The following is a 16,630-nucleotide window of genomic DNA, read 5'->3' as shown; positions in this document are numbered from 1 at the left end:
CGCGGGGATGATCCCGGTCGCACCTCCACCGTCCACATCAACACCGTGTGCTCCCCGCATACGCGGGGATGATCCTAGCCGGAGACACGGCGGAGGAGGCGTCATCGAGTGCTCCCCGCATACGCGGGGATGATCCCAGCCCCTCCGAAGAGGGGCTATAAAGGTTTCGGTGCTCCCCGCATACGCGGGGATGATCCTAAGCTGCGGGCGCGAGTCCTCGGCCGTGGTGAGTGCTCCCCGCATACGCGGGGATGATCCCGGGTAGTCAACCGCGTGCTCCCACGTGGTCTTGTGCTCCCCGCATACGCGGGGATGATCCCTCCCGAGCTTCCTCCGGGCTCGGAACCTTGAGGTGCTCCCCGCATACGCGGGGATGATCCCAGTGTGCCGACGCGCTAGGGTATGACCTCACGGTGCTCCCCGCATACGCGGGGATGATCCCTGACCGTGTGACCTGCGAAATCTCTGGCTCCCGTGCTCCCCGCATACGCGGGGATGATCCACGACTGCAGCTTGTCGTTGCTCCACCCAAGCTGTGCTCCCCGCATACGCGGGGATGATCCCGTGCAGCAGTGGACGGACAACGGCAGTCGCGCGTGCTCCCCGCATACGCGGGGATGATCCCTTCGGGGATGACATACCCACGGGACGGCTCGAGTGCTCCCCGCATACGCGGGGATGATCCTCGACGCGCTGGCGTGGCCCAGTATCGCCGAGAGTGCTCCCCGCATACGCGGGGATGATCCCGCACTGGCCGAGTACATCTCCGAGCATAGCGGGTGCTCCCCGCATACGCGGGGATGATCCCTGCGCGAGGTTTGTCGCAGCCGTCTCGGCGTCGTGCTCCCCGCATACGCGGGGGATGATCCCTCCCTCGACGTGCGTGGCTATGACGTGACCGCGTGCTCCCCGCATACGCGGGGATGATCCCCCGTCGCGGTCCGGCATCTCCCACATGTGGGAGTGCTCCCCGCATACGCGGGGATGATCCCCACCTAGACACGATTCGGAACTGGGCGCGTCGGTGCTCCCCGCATACGCGGGGATGATCCCGGAGCCGTGTAAAGCTCGCGCCCGATGCCAAGGTGCTCCCCGCATACGCGGGGATGATCCCCACGGCTCGCGCTCGTCGTACCAGCGAATCGAGTGCTCCCCGCATACGCGGGGATGATCCCGGGCTAGAGATATCGTCGTTGAGCAGGTAGTGGTGCTCCCCGCATACGCGGGGATGATCCCATTCCGCAGTACGAGCCGACTGGCGAGTGCCCGTGCTCCCCGCATACGCGGGGACGATCCCGTCTTGCCATCTGCGCTCTTGCCGACCGTGATGTGCTCCCCGCATACGCGGGGATGATCCCCGCCTGCAGTAACCGCACGTCACGTCGGTGGTGTGCTCCCCGCATACGCGGGGATGATCCCGACGCGGGATTCACCGAGTTCCTCAACTCCGGGTGCTCCCCGCATACGCGGGGATGATCCCTCCGCCTCGGGCTCCTTGGAGAAGAGCACGTGGTGCTCCCCGCATACGCGGGGATGATCCCTACCTCATCTCCGATTCTTACGTCGTGGACATGTGCTCCCCGCATACGCGGGGATGATCCCTTTACCTTGTACAGGAACTCGCCCTTGTACTTGTGCTCCCCGCATACGCGGGGATGATCCCGTAACCTGGGAGGACGCCGCCACCGAGGCCCGGTGCTCCCCGCATACGCGGGGATGATCCCGCGTGCCTTTACGAGTGGAGCGACGCACTGGAGTGCTCCCCGCATACGCGGGGATGATCCCGACACCACCGGATACCCCAAGAAGACCGCCGTGTGCTCCCCGCATACGCGGGGATGATCCCGACTGGGCGTACTCCGTGACCTCGCCGGCCCCGTGCTCCCCGCATACGCGGGGATGATCCCCGGCCTGGACGACAGCGCCATCTCAAGTTCCGGTGCTCCCCGCATACGCGGGGATGATCCCCGCAACCTCATGATTCGGGCTTTTCAAAAAAGTGCTCCCCGCATACGCGGGGATGATCCCCAGTAGCAGGCCAGCCCCGCGCCGAGGGTAGAGTGCTCCCCGCATACGCGGGGATGATCCCCCAGTCTTGCCGTAGCCGCGCCCGACGTACAGGTGCTCCCCGCATACGCGGGGATGATCCCTACAGCCACACCATGTTTTCATGACGTTCTATGTGCTCCCCGCATACGCGGGGATGATCCGAGGCCGAGGCCTGTCGCAAGAGGGACGAGGCAGTGCTCCCCGCATACGCGGGGATGATCCCCTCGTGGAGCTGAAGAACGACAAGATTACCAAGGTGCTCCCCGCATACGCGGGGATGATCCCTGCCGATGGGCTTATCCCGCACTCGTTCGCCAGTGCTCCCCGCATACGCGGGGATGATCCCTCGGCGGTTTCGTGGGTCAAGGACAAGCTCAAGTGCTCCCCGCATACGCGGGGATGATCCCATCGCTCGTGGAGCGCCGTGCTTCTCGATGAGGTGCTCCCCGCATACGCGGGGATGATCCCAGACAATCTGCCGTGGCAGGAGTGGGCCGCCCGTGCTCCCCGCATACGCGGGGATGATCCCGACACATACCTCGCGGACAGCGAGTTCGACAGGTGCTCCCCGCATACGCGGGGATGATCCTGAGCCGTGGTCTGCGGCGAGCCATCACCTCGTGTGCCCCCCGCATACGCGGGGATGATCTTGGATGAAGCCACAAGGGCGGCAATCCCAGTGGGTACAACCGGAACTTGCCGGGACGTCGGTTTTGTCGAGGTTCGGGAAGGGGTCTGCCGCGCATAGGGATGACTGGAGGCTGGCGGTGTTACCCGTGGCGGATACGCAAGGATTTGTCGCGTATGGGTATCCCCCTGGCTTTCCACTGAGCTTGGAGATTAGGCAGCCCGACTTGGGAGGGGGCAATGCCAACGGATGGGCGAGAGGAGCAAGTAAAAGATGGACATCGACGCTGTCTGCCGGTCGCTGACGGGTGTGGGGCTTGTCGACGCGGTGATTCTCGACACCGAGACCACGGGACTCCATCCCGAGTGGGATGACGAACTCTTGTCGCTCGCAATCGTGGACTCCGACGGGCGGAGGCTGTTCAACAGCCTCGTTCGACCGAGGCACCATGAGGCGTGGCCGCAGGCACAAAGGGTGAATGGCATCTCACCCGCCATGGTCTGGGACGCTCCTACCGCGGATGAGCTGAGCGACGTCGTATCATCTTTTGTGTCAGATGGGCATTTGGTCGTCGGATTCAACCTCATATTTGACCTAAAGTTTCTACTGTGCGAGGAGATCATCTCCCAGCCACCGCAAATTACCTTCGACGTAATGAGGGAGTATGCGAGGGTTCATCCGCGTCGGTCTGGCCGTGGCTCCCGCGGATGGGTGAGGCTGGAGGACGTTGCCCATCATTACGGCATTGCGTTCTCCCCGCACAATGCCCTGGAGGATGCGCGTGCGACGGCCGGATGCTTCCGCGCGCTCCTAGGAGACGAGAGTTATGTGCGCGCCGTCCAGGCGCAACGGGGGCGGGAGAGATGATCCCAGCACGTGCTCGGTAGCCGCTGCTACTGCTCGCAACGTTAACGGGGTCTCATCGGGCAAACGGGATGGGTCCGCTGTAACGTGACCAGGCTCCTCTCGCCTAGAATTGCAGCGATGCCATCCACGACCTTGGGGGGGAGAGATGGACAACCAGAAGGTCTTTGCCATGAAGCTCTCGCGTGTGTATCCGCTGCTGGTGCAGAAGGCGGAGCGCAAGGGCCGCACAAGGGACGAGGTGAATCAGGTCATCTGCTGGCTCTGCGGCTACGACGAGGCGGGGATTCGCGCACAACTGGAGCGCGACGTTGATTGCAAGACGTTCTTCGACGAGGCCCCTCGCATGAATCCGCTCGCCTCGCGGGTGACCGGCAAAGTCTGCGGCGTGCGGGTGGAGGACATAGAGGACCCCACCATGCGCGCGATCCGACAGCTGGACAAGCTTGTCGACGAGCTCGCAAAGGGCCGTCCCATGGAGCGGATTCTTCGCAGGTAGGATGGCGACGCCCCTGGCGGGCAAGTGTCGTGGCGGTTCAGTGGGGAGAGCCCAAAGTGCTGGTAGACTTGCCGACGGGGGAGAGGGACGCGGGCCACGACCGCTCGCATAACAATCGCAAGGGGTGCGGCGCGCCGTCGCGGACGGGTTGCGTCGCTCCCCCTGCGAGAGTCGCCGAGCCATGAGACGGATGCGTGCCCAGTGCCACACGCGAGCGGCTGACATCCGGCCTAATCGGGGTCTCGCGCACCACGCGGCAGGCGAGAGGGGCGGCGGGACGTCGGCGGGCGGGCCCGCCGCGCCTCCCCGATAAGAAGTGTGGGAGAGAGGGGAGAAGCTCCGCCCCGCAGCCGCACCCGGTGGGACGAGTTGAAGCCGGGTGCGTGCCGCCCCTCTCGCCTGCCGGTTGCTACTGGGCGTCGGAATCCGAGCTGGCCTCGCTGACCTTGGGATCCTGCGCGGGTGCCGCCCGGGCGGCCTTGGGGGTGTCGTCCTCCTCCATGCCCTCGCGGACGTTCTTGACCGTCTCGCCCAGGGTCTTGCCAAGCTTCGGGAGGTTCTTGGGCCCAAACAGGACCAGAACCACCAGAAGGATGACCATCAGCTCGGGCATTCCCATTCCAGCAATCATGTGATGCCTCCTCGCATTCGCGGCAAAGCCTGGGCGGGGCATCCGCCTGCGTCTGCCCGGGCTCGTTCATCGAGGATCCTAAGACGTGGTCTGCTATTTGTTAAATACATAATGCGGCGGGCATCCATACATGGCTTGTATGTTGCCTGGCTGCTGGGGGAAAGAAGAGCGCGGCCCGCGCTTTGGCGGCCCCATCCCATGGCGGGCGGAGTGCCGTTGCCGTGTGCCCTCTCGCGACCGGCACCGCCGGACTGCCGGCGGGAGGGGCCAGAACCCGGGCGCCCGTCCCCTCTCTCCTGAGCTATCCTAGGTTGCCGTTAGCCATGACCTCGGACGGAGTTTCCGCATGCTCAGGATCAGCCACTCAATCCTTCACGCCTTCGACTTCCAGAGCGGCAGCTCGTACCTCTCGCAACACGAGCTGGACCTGGAGGAGCGCCAGGTGAGGTCGTACGTCGCCCGCCGCATGCGCAACATCAGCTCCAGCCCCGAGAGCAAGCACGGCGAGTTCAGCGAGCAGAGCGCCTTCGCCGACGCCGTGCGCCAGTACGCCGTGGGCCAGCTGGGGTTTGTGGAGATCAGCCAGCAGGTGGGCGAGTACCTGTGGGAGGAGCTCCGGCGCTGCGACGACCTGGAGGAGTGCGACCTCCTGATGGCCGACTTCACGGACACGCGCGAGATGAAGGTGGACTCCAAGGAGGTCCAGGAGGACCCCGACGCCGCGGCTGCGGCAGCCTTTGATGGCAGCTCGGCTGACCGCTACCTGGCGGCCGTGCTCCTGCCGCGCAAGCAGGCCTTTGTCCACGACCTGGGCAGCGACGCGGGCGGAGCCCCGGAGAACGAGATCCTGCGCCAGGACAGCACCCTGCCCAACCCCACGCAGAAGGTCGACTCGTACGTGCTGGTGAACCTGGGGACCATGGAGATAGACTTCTTGGACAAGCCCCGCGTGGTGGGGACCGAGGAGCGCCTGGTGATCCCCGACGGCCTGCTGCAGTGCACGGCGCAGGCGTCCAGCCGCGAGGTGGTGGAGTCGGTCGAGCGCATCGTGGAGGACGTGGCGGAGCAGTACGGCGTCAACCCGGTGGAGGCCGTGGCGCAGGCCAAGGCGTACGTGGCGAGCAACGCGGACAGGGACGAGTCGTTCTCGCCCGAGGACGTGGGTCAGGCCGTGTTCGAGGACCGGCCCGACTTGCAGGAGCGCTACCAGGAAGCCACGCGCGAGGAGAGCCTGCCCGAGGAGGTCCCCATCCGTCGCGGCGTGGCAAACCGCATGGCGCGCAACCACAAGATCAAGACCGACACCGGCATCGAGATCACCTTCCCCAGCGAGTACGCGGCCGACTCCAACTACATCGAGTTCACGGCCGACGACCAGGGAAACGTCTCGATCATCATCAAGAACGTGGGAAAGATCGAGAACAAGTAGGCGGCTCGGGGCAGTCAGCGCCGGGTGGGGGAGAGGCGCGTGTCCCGTGCGCCGCGACCCATCCCGCCGGCGTCGCGCGCTCCGTCATCACGGGGGCGCGTCCGTCTCGCCCGATGCCGCCTCCCGGCGCTACGCCTGGGGCGCCTCGGTCCCGCCGTCGCCGCCCTGCGTGTCGCCTGCCGGGCCCTCGCCGAGCTCCAGCCACACGCGGCCAAAGCCCAGGCCCAGCAGCCCGTGGACAAGCTCGCAACGCAGGCTCCCCTCGGTGTGGATGCGGGCTGCGGCCTCCGTGCCCGCCTCCGAGCGGGCCGCCCGCACGAGCGCGACCTCCCCGTCCCCGCGCACCAGGTCAACGCGGACGCCCACAAGCCCCAGGGACGCCACCAGCGCGCGGGCGAACTCCACGCGAGCCAGCCGGTCGGGCGTGATGCCCACGCCCCGTTCCACCTGGGCTGCCAGGCAGATGGGCTGCGAGGGCGGCTCAGGGTCCTCTCCCATGCGCAGGGCCAGCTCCCGGACCTCCCGTGCGCCCAGCCCCACGTGCATGAGCGGGCTCTTCACATTGAGGTCGGTCGCCGCCCGGAGCAGGGTGGGCCTCGCAGCGACCTCGTCGGCGTCGGACGGCTCCGCCACGTAGCCCAGGCCGCGTGCCCGCGCGATGATCTGCAGCTCGGAGAACAGGGCATGGCGGCACAGGTCGCACCGGTTCCGGCGGTTGTCCGCAAGGCCCGGCACCTGAAGGTTGTCGAAGTCTGGCAGCAGAAGCTCGATTCCCTGCGAGTCGCACCACGCGCGGGCGGACTCCTGGGCCTCCGCGGCGATGGTCCCGCCGCAGGGCGATACCGCTATCATGCGGTCGCCCAGCACGTCGTGGCAGGTGCGGGCAAGCACGCGCGAGCCCACGCCGCCCATGAACACCATCGCGACGCTCCCCAGCGAGCGGACGTACGAGCGGAGCATGCGTTCCCGGCGCCCCAGGCTCTCTGCCCCGTCGGGCTTCCCGTCATGCGATTCCCACATCATGCGGCCACCCCTTCCCAGGTACGGCCCTGCATTAGGGAACAGTGTATCCGTGGGCGAGGGAGAAGTGATTCAAAATGGCTGGCATTTTAGGTTTCCCACGGGCCGTGCGCTGCGGTCCCGGGCGCTTAGCGTGGTGTGGAACTTGGGGAGACGGGGTGGCGCCGCCGACGCTGCAGGTAGTATGCTGGTGCATGCTCTACCACGGGCACAGATGTCACGCACGCAACTCAACCGAACAAGGGGACCTCTGTGGAATTCGATAGCATGACGCGTCGCCAGGCAATCAGGTTCCTGCTGGGCGCCACCGCCACGGCGGGGATGCTCGGGACCTTCCCCGGGCAGGCGCTCGCAGTCTCGCAGAGCGACGTGGACAAGACCAACTCGGACCTCTCCAGCGCGCAGGCGCAGCTGGACAAGGTCCAGAAGCAGCTCGACTCCATCGGGGACGAGTACCAGGCGCTCTCAGAGAAGCAGTCCGATACGCTCGACCAGATCGAGTCGGTCAACGACCAGATCGACCAGACGCAGGAGAGCATCGACGCCAAGCAGAAGGAGCTGGACGAGAAGAAGGAGCGCCTTAGCAAGCGCGTGTCCTCCGCCTACAAGTCGGGCGGGGTCGACATCCTCTCGGTCCTCCTCAACTCCAGCTCCCTGCAGGAGCTCGACTCAAACATCTACTACCTGGACAAGGTCAGCGAGGCCGACAGCCAGATGATCGCGGACGTCAAGTCCGCCAAGGCGGAGCTCGACCAGCAGAAGGCCGACCTCCAGAGTCAGAAGTCGGAGCTGGAGTCGCTCAACGAGACCCAGAAGGCTCAGCTCAAGCAGATGCAGGAGAAGCAGCAGGAGGTCCAGGACGTCATCGACGGCCTCAGCTCGCAGGTGAAGCAGCTCATGGACAAGCGCGATTCCGAGCTCGCCGCCATGGCCGAGGAGAAGGCCAAGCAGGAGGCGGCCGCAAAGGCCGCCGCGGCGGCTGCCGCCAAGTCCAAGAGCAGCTCGTCCTCCGGCTCATCACGCTCGTCAAGCGGCTCCGCAGCCAGCGGCGTGTCCGGCAGCACCAGCGACGGCACCACCACGGGCTCGCAGGCAAAGGTCATCGCCGCATGCAAGTCCACGCCCTCGCCGGGCGCGGGGCTCTGTGCCATGTGGGTGTCGCAGGTGTTCAACAACGCCGGCTACGGCTACGCCAGTGGCAACGCGTGCGACATGTACAACGCCTGGTGCACCAGCTCCAACCTGTCAAACCTCAAGCCGGGCATGATCGTGGCGGTGTCCTCCCATCCGCACACCTCTGCGGGCAGGATCTACGGGCACATCGGCATCTACGTGGGCGGCGGCAACCTGATGGACAACATCGGCTACATCCGCACCATCAACATCAACTCCTGGATCAGCTACTACGGCGCCACGGTCACCCCGCGCTGGGGCTGGCTCATGGGCATCAAGCTGTCGTAGCGTCCCTTTCACGCGGTTGCCCATCGGTTTCGCAGCGGGCATCCCCGTAATGGGCGTCTCCGCAGCGGCGGTGGGGTGCGTAGGCCTTTCCCGGCATCCCACCGCCTCGCGTGACTGCTCCCTGCCCTAGCCGTCGCTGCGGGCGAACGCGTTGCGCATGCCCTCGCTCGCGGTGTACAGCACCTCCGAGAGCACCTTGTCCGTCTCGTCGCGGAGCATCGCGGCGATGGCGTCGTTCTCCTTGGTCAGGGCATCCGTGGCGTCGACATACGAGAGGTCCCTTGCCACCATGTCGTCATCCGTCGCGTTGACCGCCGCGTGACCCTTGGACCCTACGGCCTCCTGGTAGCGCTCGATGTGCACCGCGCAGGAGTTGAAGTGCGGGTCGGCGAGCGCCGCGATGATGCGGTTTGCCCAGTAGAAGCTCTCGGTCGTTACCTTGGCGGTGGTGTTGGAGAGGTACTCGGGCGTCCTGTCCACGTTCGCGTACAGCGGCACGAGCGCGTTGAAGGCGTTGCTGCCGTACGCCATCCACTGGAGGGCGCGGCACGACTCGGGCAGGTAAGGCCTGATCTGGAGCACGGCGAGCTGACCGTTGCGGTTGATGCCGATGGGGCGGTAGCGGCCGCGGGTCGCCTCGGTTCCCTCGGAGCCATAGGGGTCGTAAGGCGTGCCCTGGTAGTGCAGGCTCAGCACGTACTTCACGTCCTCGATGGTCACCTTGCGCTCGGGGACGCGGCTCCAGGGGATGTCGTCGTCCTCGGGGCGGAAGTCGGCGTCCTGCCCGTCCCAGAAGTTGACGCGCGGGTTGAGGAAGCGCTGCATGCTCCAGGCGCGCGGGGTGTTGTACACGTGGTCGGCGTCGGAGTGCGAGCCAAACGCGTCGCGGGGGTTGAACACGCCCTCATCGCCACCGAGCGTGAGGTCCAGGTGATGGCGCTCCATGAACTCGGCGAGGTCGGGGGAGCACATGTGCTCCACCTGGTCGCCCAGGGCGTCCCTCAGGTCAAACTCGTCGATGCCAAGCTGGTTGGGCATGGTCACGTACGAGTCGTCGGGAACGCGCTTGGCGATCCAGTGGTGCCCTCCCACGGTCTCGAGCCACCAGATCTCGTCCGCATCGCTGAACGCGATGCCGTTCATCTCGTAGGTTCCGTACCGCTCGAGGTAGGAGCCGAGGAGACGCGCGCCCTCGCGGGCCGAGGTGACATAGGGGAGGGTGATGGTGACCATGTCCTCCTCGCCGATGCCGCCCACGACCTCGGGCACGTAGCCCTCCTCGCCCTCGGTGCCCTTGGCGGGGACGTACTCCACGAGCGGGTCGGCGCCCAGCACGCGCTCGTTTGTGGTGAGGGTCTCGGTCGCGGTCATCGCGACGTTCCTCTCGTTGACACCCGCCGCGGCCCAGACGCCCTGCGAGTCGTCCGCGTCGGGGACCGAGGTGTAGCGCATGGGGTTGTCCGGCAGCTCGATGCTCACGTGGCTGATCTTCGCCTGGTAGTGGCGCGGCTGCTCGCTGGGGTGGACCACCTGCATGCGCTTGGGGTTGTACACGCCGCTGGGAGAGTCCTCGTTGCGCGCGATGATGGTCGAGCCGTCGTAGCTCGCCGCCTTGCCTACCAGTATCGTGGTGCAGGCCATCGTTCCTCCTTGGTGCTCGTTACTTCTCATAACGCATCACATAATAGCGATGGCGAAGGTGTGACGGCGCCCGCCGTGCGACCGCTCCATCCAGCCACGTTGCAAAGTCGTAACCTATCTGGCCGCTTGGCTTGGGCCTTGGCATGCCATAATGCACACCACGCTTCATGCGAGGAAAACCACCATGCCAACGGAGGCATTCATGCCAGAAGCAATGCACTTCAAGCGTCGCCTGCCCATCCCCCAGGAGATCCGCGAGGCGATGCCCCTTCCCGCCGACCTCGCCGCAAGGAAGCCGGCGTTCGACGAGGCGGTCGCGTCCATCATCCGCGGCGAGAGCGACCGCCGCCTGCTCGTGATTGGCCCCTGCTCCGCCGACCGTGAGGACTCCGTGCTCGATTACGTGAGCCGCCTCGCCCGCGTGCAGGACGAGGTGCGTGACAAGCTCGTGATCGTGCCCCGCGTCTACACCAACAAGCCGCGCACGCGCGGCACAGGCTACAAGGGGCTGCTCCACAACCCCGACCCCGAGGGCGCGCCCGACCTGCTCGAGGGCGTCAAGGCCATCCGCAGGATGCACCTGCGCGTGGTTGAGGAGTCCGGCATGTTCACCGCGGACGAGATGCTGTACCCGTCCAACCACCGCTACCTCATCGACCTTCTGAGCTACGTGGCCGTGGGCGCGCGCTCCGTGGAGAACCAGGAGCACCGCCTGGTCGCCAGCGGCGTGCCCATCCCCGTGGGCATGAAGAACCCCACGGGCGGCTCCACCGACGTGATGCTCAACTCCATCTATGCGGCGCAGGCCCCGCAGTCGTTCATCTACCGCAACTGGGAGGTCGAGACCTCGGGCAACCCGCTTGCCCACGCCGTCCTTCGCGGCTACATCGGGCCCGACGGCATGAACTACCCCAACTACCACTACGAGTACCTGGAGCGCCTCGCAGCCCGCTACGTGACCAAGAAGTACGAGAACCCCGCCGTGATCATCGACTGCAACCACGACAACTCGGGCAAGAGGCCCCTGGAGCAGATCCGCATCGTGGACGAGGTGCTTGACTCCGTGCATCGGTCGCCCATGATCGCCGGCCTGTTCCGCGGCTTCATGATCGAGTCGTACATCGAGGACGGCCGCCAGGAGGTGGGCGGTGGCGTGTATGGCAAGTCCATCACCGACCCCTGCCTGGGATGGGAGAAGACCGAGCGCCTGATCCACTCCATCGCGGAGCGGCTGTAGCGGACACCGTTCCGGCACCATCGGCAAACCCCTCCTTCGCAATCGCGTCTCGGCAGCCCGGGGCGCGATTTCCGTTTGAGCCTGTCTTGCGTGTTTGTTATAGTAGAACAAACGTTCTTATTTTGGAAGAGGTGGGCATGGCACAGGGGCTGTCGCACGCGGACTACGCCCGGTATGGGCGCCAGTCCCTCGACCAGATCGCGAGGGACTGCGACGTGGAGGCGTTCCACGCCACCGGCCCGGGAGGGCAGGGCGTCAACACCGCGGACTCCGCCGTGCGCATGCGCCATCGCCCCACGGGCATCGTCGTGGTCAGCAGGGAGTCCCGCAGTCAGTATCGTAACCGGCAGCTCTGCCTGCAGAAGATACGGGACGAGCTCCGCAGGCGCGGGATCCCGCCCAAGGTTCGCCGTGCCACAAAACCCACGCGTGCCTCCGCGAGGCGTAGGCTGGAGGGCAAGCGGCGCCGCGGCCAGGTCAAGCGTCTGCGGCGCCCGCCCGAGGACGAGTAGGGTCAGCGGCTTCGTTTGCCCCCACCTCGTCAATCGGGCTCGTATCCATCTCGGTCATCGGAGGTAGCTCATGTTCCGCAAGTCAACCGACAAGCGCGTTGCGGCGTTCTTCGCAGACGGCCTGGAGGAGTGCGAGGGGCTGGTGGTCTGCGACCTCCTCTTCCGCTCCGGCATCCCGTGCGACAAGGTCTCCATCACGTCTAACCGCTCGGTGACGTCCAGCCACCAGGTCACCATCGCCTGCGACCGCTCCATTGGCGACGCAGACTTCTCGTTCGAGGACTACGACGTGCTCTTCCTCCCCGGCGGCATGCCCGGCACCAAGAACCTTCGTGCGTGCGAGAGGCTCTGTGACGCCGTCGTGGCGCACGCCCGCGCCGGCAGGGACGTCGCCGCCATCTGCGCCGCCCCCTCGATCCTTGCGGAGCTCGGCCTCCTCGAGGGCAGACGGGCCACGAGCAACCCCGGCTTCCAGGACGTCCTCGCCGAGCATGGCGCCACGGTCCTGCAGGACCCGGTCGTGGAGGACGGCAACCTGGTGACCAGCAAGGGCCTGGGCACCGCCATCGAGCTCGGCATCGCGCTCACCAGGAGGGTGCTGGGTGACGAGGCGGTGGAGGCCCTCAAGGGCAAGATCGTCTACAACGGGTAGGCCGCCGTGCCCCGCCAGTACCTGGTGATCGACCTCAAGAGCTTCTATGCCTCGGTCGAGTGCGTGGAGAGGGGGCTCGACCCCCTCGTGGCCCCCCTCGTGGTGGCTGACCTCTCCCGAAGCGACAAGACCATATGCCTCGCCGTGTCCCCCGCCCTCAAGGCGAGGGGCGTCCGCAACCGGTGCCGGATCTTCGAGATGCCGGAGGGGATCCCCTACGTCGTCGCCCCGCCCCGGATGGCGCTCTACATGCGGCGCTCGTGTGACATCTACTCCGTCTACCTCCGCTACCTCTCGGCGCAGGACATACACGTGTACTCGGTGGACGAGGCGTTCCTGGACGTCACGGGGTACCTAGACCTGTACGGATGCACGGCGAGGGAGCTGGGCGAGCGCATACGCAGCGAGGTGGTCAAGGAGACGGGCATCCCCGCCACGTGCGGGCTGGGGACCAACCTCTACCTCGCCAAGGTGGCGCTGGACATCACGGCCAAGCACAGCCCCGACTTCTTTGGCGAGCTCGACGAGCAGTCGTATCGGGACACGCTGTGGTCTCACACTCCCATCACGGACTTCTGGCGGGTGGGCCCGGGCACGCAGCGGAGGCTCGCCCAGATGGGCATCCACACCATGGGGCAGCTGGCGCTCCATCCGCGGGAGCCCATCTACGACGCGTTTGGCATCGACGCCGAGATACTCATCGACCACGCGTGGGGGAGGGAGCCCGTCACCATGGCGGACATCAAGGCGTACCGCTCCCAGAGCCACTCCCTCGCCAACGGGCAGGTGCTCTCGCACGACGTCGACTACGGGGGAGGCCTCCTCATCGCCAAGGAGATGGCGGACCAGCTGGTGATGGACCTCGTCGCCCAGGGGAAGGTCGCGCGTTCGCTCCACCTCGACCTGGGGTATCGGGCGACGCGTGAGGAGCGCGCGCTCATCGCGGACCAGGCCCGTCGTCAGGTGGACGGCAGGGCGGGCGAGCACGGGGCGAGGGTGCGCGTGGGCGAGCTGTTCGAGCGGGGGACGGCGGCGCTGCCCGCGCACTCGAGCTCGCTCGACGAGGTGTGGGGCTGCCTCGAGCGGCTGTACCGCTCCATCGCCAACCCCCGCCGCCCCCTGCACCGCATCTACATCACGCTGGGGGAGGTCCGCGACGCGGATGGGGGCGGCATCCAGATGAGCCTCTTCCAGGACGTCCCCCGTACGGAGCGCGAGCTCCGGCGCACGCAGGCGGTCAACGCGGTGCGCGACAAGTTTGGGAGCAACGCGCTGCTCAGGGCCCACGACCTTCTCCCCCAGGCGACGGCCCGCGAGCGAAACGGCCAGATTGGGGGGCACCGCAGTGGCATGTGACGAGGGGGCGCAGACGGAGGAGGATCGGCAGTTCTACCTGAGGCACCCCCGCATGCCCATGAGCGAGCGCGCCAAGATCTTCGTCCCGTTCGACGCACTACGAGGCTTCAGGGAGATGCTCGAGGAGCGCGAGCGCGAGGCGGAGGGGTCGCCCGCGGGCCTCGGCGAGGGAGTGGCAGGCGTGTCCAAGGGCTCGGGAGGGCTCCGTTCGCACGGTTGGGATGGCGACTCGGAGGGGGTGCCCGACGATGCCGAGGCATGGTCGCCCGAGGCGTTTGACGCCGATGCGGCGGACGCCTGGGATGGCTGGGACCCAGGAGACTGGGCCGGCGACGACGGGATGGGTGTCGATGCCTGGGAGCCGGGTGGCGCGGGCGTGGATGCCGATGGCTGGGAGGCCGACGGCGTGGGACCTGATGACTGTTACGGAGGCGACTTGGGAGCGGACGACGGTGGCTGCAAGTTCTCGGGGAGGTCCCGGCGGGTATAAGCAATCGCATGCGTGGGACGAGGGGAGAGGTGCGTTGATGGCAAACATGACCGACTACCTGCGGTGGCGCGGGGACCTCGCGATGGACGAGTTCCCACTGAACGACGCGGACGCGCTCGTGCTGTCGTGCCTAAGCTACATCGACCTCGCCGGCTTCGTTCCCGTCGAGCGTACCGAGGGTGCCCCGTTCGCGAGCCTGCGAGAGGCGGTGGCGGGCGGTCCGACGGTGACGGTCCGCGACGCCGTGGATGGGCTCCTCTCCCATGTGGGCGGAGACATCAGCGGCAGGCTCAGGACCCTCGCCTCGCTCGATGCGGACTGGCTTAGGGCCCTGGGAGACTCCCGTCGCTTTGGCGGGCTCCTACTGCACGACTACCAAGACGTCCTGGACGAGTCCCGGGCGCTGCAGTTTGCCGCCCTGCAGGTCGACCTGCCAGATGGTGACAGCTTCGTCTCGTTCAGGGGGACCGACCTCACGATCGTTGGCTGGCGTGAGGACTTCATGCTCAGCTTCACCCAGACGGAGTCCCAGACGCTGGCGAGGGAGTACATGGAGCGTGCGGTGCGCAGGGCCTCCCGGCGCGGGCGCCGGGTGCTCGTGGGCGGCCACTCCAAGGGAGGCAACCTCGCGGCGTTTGGCGCGGCGAGCTGCCCGGAGCCCCTGCGCGACCGCATTGGGACGGTGTGGAGCTTCGACGGCCCGGGGATGGCGCACGAGGTCATGCCTCGCAGCGCCTGCGAGTTGCTGGGGGAGAGGTACCGGCGATTTGTGCCTGCCTACAGCGTCATCGGCATGCTCTTCGACCATCCCGAGGAGCCGCGCACCTACGTGAGGAGCACGGCGGACCGGATAAACCAGCACGACCCCATGAGCTGGGAGCTCACGCCCCGCGGGCTCGTGGACGCCGGGGAGCTGCAGGGCGATGCCCGAATCATCGACGACGCGATCGAGCGCTGGTACAGCGACGTGCCGCTTGCAGAGCGCGCCGCGTTCGTGAACGAGCTCTTCGACGTCCTGGGTGCGGGTGGCGCGACGAGCTTCGACGGAATGTACGACCCCGCGAGCGTGCAGAAGGTGCTCTCCGCCGCCGCCAACGCCAGCGATGCGAGCAAGGACATCGTGGCGAAGCTTGTGAGCTCGACCGTCTCGACCACCGTGGACGCGTATCGGAGTGCCGCCAGCGAGGCGATCGACAGTGCCCGGTCGGCGGCGGCCAGCGCGTTGGCGTCGGCGGGGGAGAGCGTGGCGGAGCAGACCGCCGACCTGCTGAAGACGGTGGCGGGACGCGTGTCGAGGCATGCCGGCGAGCGCGGCTCTCGAGGGGAGGCGGACCAGGCCGACGAAGCCGACAGCTCCGAGAGAGCTCTACAAGGGGGACGCGACGGGGCCTTGGCCACGAGGGCGCATGGCGTCCTAGCGCGACGCGCGGGCTCGGGCAGGATCGTGAGGGTCGAACAGCCCGAGAGCGAGGGCGGGGACGACGCGCCCCGCAATGCGACAGGGGGCCGGGAGGGCGAGGACTCGATCGTGTTGGAGCGGGTGCTCCCGGACGGGAGCGTCCGTAGGCCGTTCGAGTAGGAGTTCGGGCCCCTCTCGCACGCGGGCGAAACCGCGGCCAACGGGGTAACGCCAGGCTTGGACGCTCAGGCCCCTCTCGCACGGGGTGAAATGCCGCGGGACCGCTGGGGACCACCTAGTCCGTAAGCCCTCCCAGAAGTGAGGACACGATGCTGATGATGATCGCACCCCAGAACGCGGCACCAAACCCGGAGAGGACGATGCCGGCATTGAAGATGTTGAGCGCCAGATAGCTGGCGAGCTCGAGCATGAGCGCGTTGAGCACGAGCGAGAACAGCCCCAGGGAGAGGATCGTGACTGGGAGGGAGAGGACGCGCATGATCGGCTTGACGGTGGAGTTGACGAGCGCGAGGGCGAGCGCTGCCATGATGGGACCGATGTACTCGCCGCCCACGACCTGGATGCCGGGAACGAAAGCGATGGCGAACATGATCGCGATGGTTGTGATGAGCCAGCGTCCTATGAAGCGCATGATCCCTCCCGTCGCCCGCGGGTGAGCGGGCCTCGTGTGATGGGACGATTCTACCCGTGGATGTTGGAGGGCATGCCAGTCTGTGGACGGGCCGTGGAACTTTATCGCAC

At 66.8% G+C, this 16,630-nt stretch carries 14 protein-coding genes and 2 CRISPR repeat arrays (1 of these 16 only partly in view); of the genes, 10 read left to right on the top strand and 4 right to left on the bottom strand.

Annotated elements, in window-relative coordinates:
* Positions 1-808: direct repeats of the CRISPR family, unit length 29 nt; unit sequence GTGCTCCCCGCATACGCGGGGATGATCCC; it reaches 1,905 nt to the left of the window's first position.
* 93 nt (positions 809-901) lie between these two features.
* Positions 902-2,700: a CRISPR direct-repeat array (repeat unit 29 nt; unit sequence GTGCTCCCCGCATACGCGGGGATGATCCC).
* 250 nt (positions 2,701-2,950) lie between these two features.
* Together FYJ68_RS04085 and FYJ68_RS04080 are read left to right on the top strand one after the other, a co-directional pair.
* Positions 2,951-3,544 (top strand): 3'-5' exonuclease, encoded by a 594-nt coding sequence (locus FYJ68_RS04085; RefSeq protein ID WP_154434217.1) that lies wholly within the window; start codon positions 2,951-2,953, stop codon positions 3,542-3,544.
* 145 nt (positions 3,545-3,689) lie between these two features.
* Positions 3,690-4,040 (top strand): DUF2200 domain-containing protein, encoded by a 351-nt coding sequence (locus tag FYJ68_RS04080; RefSeq protein ID WP_154434215.1) that lies wholly within the window; start codon positions 3,690-3,692, stop codon positions 4,038-4,040.
* A 409-nt stretch (positions 4,041-4,449) separates the two neighbouring features.
* Here the strand turns inward: FYJ68_RS04080 and tatA are convergent, their stop codons facing one another.
* A complete protein-coding gene (gene tatA / locus FYJ68_RS04075; protein WP_154434213.1) occupies positions 4,450-4,671 on the bottom strand; it encodes a twin-arginine translocase TatA/TatE family subunit in 222 nt (73 codons plus the stop codon).
* Between the two features lie 346 nt (positions 4,672-5,017).
* On the opposite strand from tatA, the gene FYJ68_RS04070 reads away from it, so the two are divergent.
* Positions 5,018-6,100 carry a nucleoid-associated protein gene (locus tag FYJ68_RS04070; protein WP_154434211.1) on the top strand — a complete coding sequence of 361 codons (1,083 nt, stop codon included), beginning with the start codon at positions 5,018-5,020 and terminating at the stop codon, positions 6,098-6,100.
* 129 nt (positions 6,101-6,229) lie between these two features.
* Here the strand turns inward: FYJ68_RS04070 and FYJ68_RS04065 are convergent, their stop codons facing one another.
* Complete coding sequence (locus tag FYJ68_RS04065; RefSeq protein ID WP_154434209.1) at positions 6,230-7,123, bottom strand: adenine nucleotide alpha-hydrolase family protein; 894 nt, start codon at positions 7,121-7,123, stop codon at positions 6,230-6,232.
* Positions 7,124-7,372: 249 nt separating this feature from the next.
* Here FYJ68_RS04065 and FYJ68_RS04060 point away from each other — a divergent pair, with 249 nt between their 5' ends.
* The gene (locus FYJ68_RS04060; RefSeq protein ID WP_326832217.1) at positions 7,373-8,581 is read left to right on the top strand and encodes a coiled-coil domain-containing protein; all 1,209 of its coding nucleotides are present in this window, start codon (positions 7,373-7,375) and stop codon (positions 8,579-8,581) included.
* Positions 8,582-8,707: 126 nt separating this feature from the next.
* Here FYJ68_RS04060 and FYJ68_RS04055 read toward each other — a convergent pair whose 3' ends face one another.
* Positions 8,708-10,222, bottom strand: a complete 1,515-nt coding sequence (locus FYJ68_RS04055; protein WP_154434207.1) for a C69 family dipeptidase — start codon at positions 10,220-10,222, stop codon at positions 8,708-8,710.
* Between the two features lie 202 nt (positions 10,223-10,424).
* On the opposite strand from FYJ68_RS04055, the gene FYJ68_RS04050 reads away from it, so the two are divergent.
* The 6 genes from FYJ68_RS04050 (at position 10,425) to FYJ68_RS04030 (ending at position 16,048) form a co-directional block, all read left to right on the top strand.
* A complete protein-coding gene (locus tag FYJ68_RS04050) occupies positions 10,425-11,459 on the top strand; it encodes a 3-deoxy-7-phosphoheptulonate synthase (protein WP_154434205.1) in 1,035 nt (344 codons plus the stop codon).
* A gap of 137 nt (positions 11,460-11,596) precedes the next feature.
* Positions 11,597-11,971, top strand: coding sequence for a peptide chain release factor family protein (locus tag FYJ68_RS04045; RefSeq protein ID WP_154434203.1), 375 nt, complete (start codon positions 11,597-11,599; stop codon positions 11,969-11,971).
* 70 nt (positions 11,972-12,041) lie between these two features.
* Positions 12,042-12,623: a DJ-1 family glyoxalase III gene (locus FYJ68_RS04040; RefSeq protein ID WP_154434201.1), complete on the top strand. Its 582-nt coding sequence runs from the start codon at positions 12,042-12,044 to the stop codon at positions 12,621-12,623.
* 6 nt (positions 12,624-12,629) lie between these two features.
* On the top strand, positions 12,630-13,979 hold the full coding sequence (locus FYJ68_RS04035) for a Y-family DNA polymerase (protein WP_326832216.1): 1,350 nt from the start codon (positions 12,630-12,632) through the stop codon (positions 13,977-13,979).
* Positions 13,969-14,469: a hypothetical protein gene (locus tag FYJ68_RS09980; protein ID WP_195837709.1), complete on the top strand. Its 501-nt coding sequence runs from the start codon at positions 13,969-13,971 to the stop codon at positions 14,467-14,469. Before FYJ68_RS04035 ends, FYJ68_RS09980 begins: the two co-directional genes overlap by 11 nt.
* A gap of 37 nt (positions 14,470-14,506) precedes the next feature.
* A complete protein-coding gene (locus FYJ68_RS04030) occupies positions 14,507-16,048 on the top strand; it encodes an Mbeg1-like protein (protein WP_195837708.1) in 1,542 nt (513 codons plus the stop codon).
* Positions 16,049-16,163: 115 nt separating this feature from the next.
* Here FYJ68_RS04030 and FYJ68_RS04025 read toward each other — a convergent pair whose 3' ends face one another.
* Complete coding sequence (locus tag FYJ68_RS04025; protein ID WP_154434198.1) at positions 16,164-16,520, bottom strand: phage holin family protein; 357 nt, start codon at positions 16,518-16,520, stop codon at positions 16,164-16,166.
* Positions 16,521-16,630 lie beyond the last annotated feature (110 nt).

Origin of the sequence: Olsenella porci (assembly GCF_009695875.1) — a bacterium.
GTDB lineage: Bacteria > Actinomycetota > Coriobacteriia > Coriobacteriales > Atopobiaceae > Olsenella_H > Olsenella_H porci.
This window is presented reverse-complemented; position numbering and strand designations above follow the sequence as displayed.

What these genes read in the sequence shown, in the direction of transcription:
- FYJ68_RS04085 (WP_154434217.1), top strand. Translation starts at nt 2,951, where the DNA reads ATGGACATCGACGCTGTCTGCCGGTCGCTGACGGGTGTGGGGCTTGTC.
- FYJ68_RS04080 (WP_154434215.1), top strand. Translation starts at nt 3,690, where the DNA reads ATGGACAACCAGAAGGTCTTTGCCATGAAGCTCTCGCGTGTGTATCCG.
- tatA (WP_154434213.1), bottom strand. Translation starts at nt 4,671, where the DNA reads ATGATTGCTGGAATGGGAATGCCCGAGCTGATGGTCATCCTTCTGGTG.
- FYJ68_RS04070 (WP_154434211.1), top strand. Translation starts at nt 5,018, where the DNA reads ATGCTCAGGATCAGCCACTCAATCCTTCACGCCTTCGACTTCCAGAGC.
- FYJ68_RS04065 (WP_154434209.1), bottom strand. Translation starts at nt 7,123, where the DNA reads ATGATGTGGGAATCGCATGACGGGAAGCCCGACGGGGCAGAGAGCCTG.
- FYJ68_RS04055 (WP_154434207.1), bottom strand. Translation starts at nt 10,222, where the DNA reads ATGGCCTGCACCACGATACTGGTAGGCAAGGCGGCGAGCTACGACGGC.
- FYJ68_RS04050 (WP_154434205.1), top strand. Translation starts at nt 10,425, where the DNA reads ATGCCAGAAGCAATGCACTTCAAGCGTCGCCTGCCCATCCCCCAGGAG.
- FYJ68_RS04045 (WP_154434203.1), top strand. Translation starts at nt 11,597, where the DNA reads ATGGCACAGGGGCTGTCGCACGCGGACTACGCCCGGTATGGGCGCCAG.
- FYJ68_RS04040 (WP_154434201.1), top strand. Translation starts at nt 12,042, where the DNA reads ATGTTCCGCAAGTCAACCGACAAGCGCGTTGCGGCGTTCTTCGCAGAC.
- FYJ68_RS04030 (WP_195837708.1), top strand. Translation starts at nt 14,507, where the DNA reads ATGGCAAACATGACCGACTACCTGCGGTGGCGCGGGGACCTCGCGATG.
- FYJ68_RS04025 (WP_154434198.1), bottom strand. Translation starts at nt 16,520, where the DNA reads ATGCGCTTCATAGGACGCTGGCTCATCACAACCATCGCGATCATGTTC.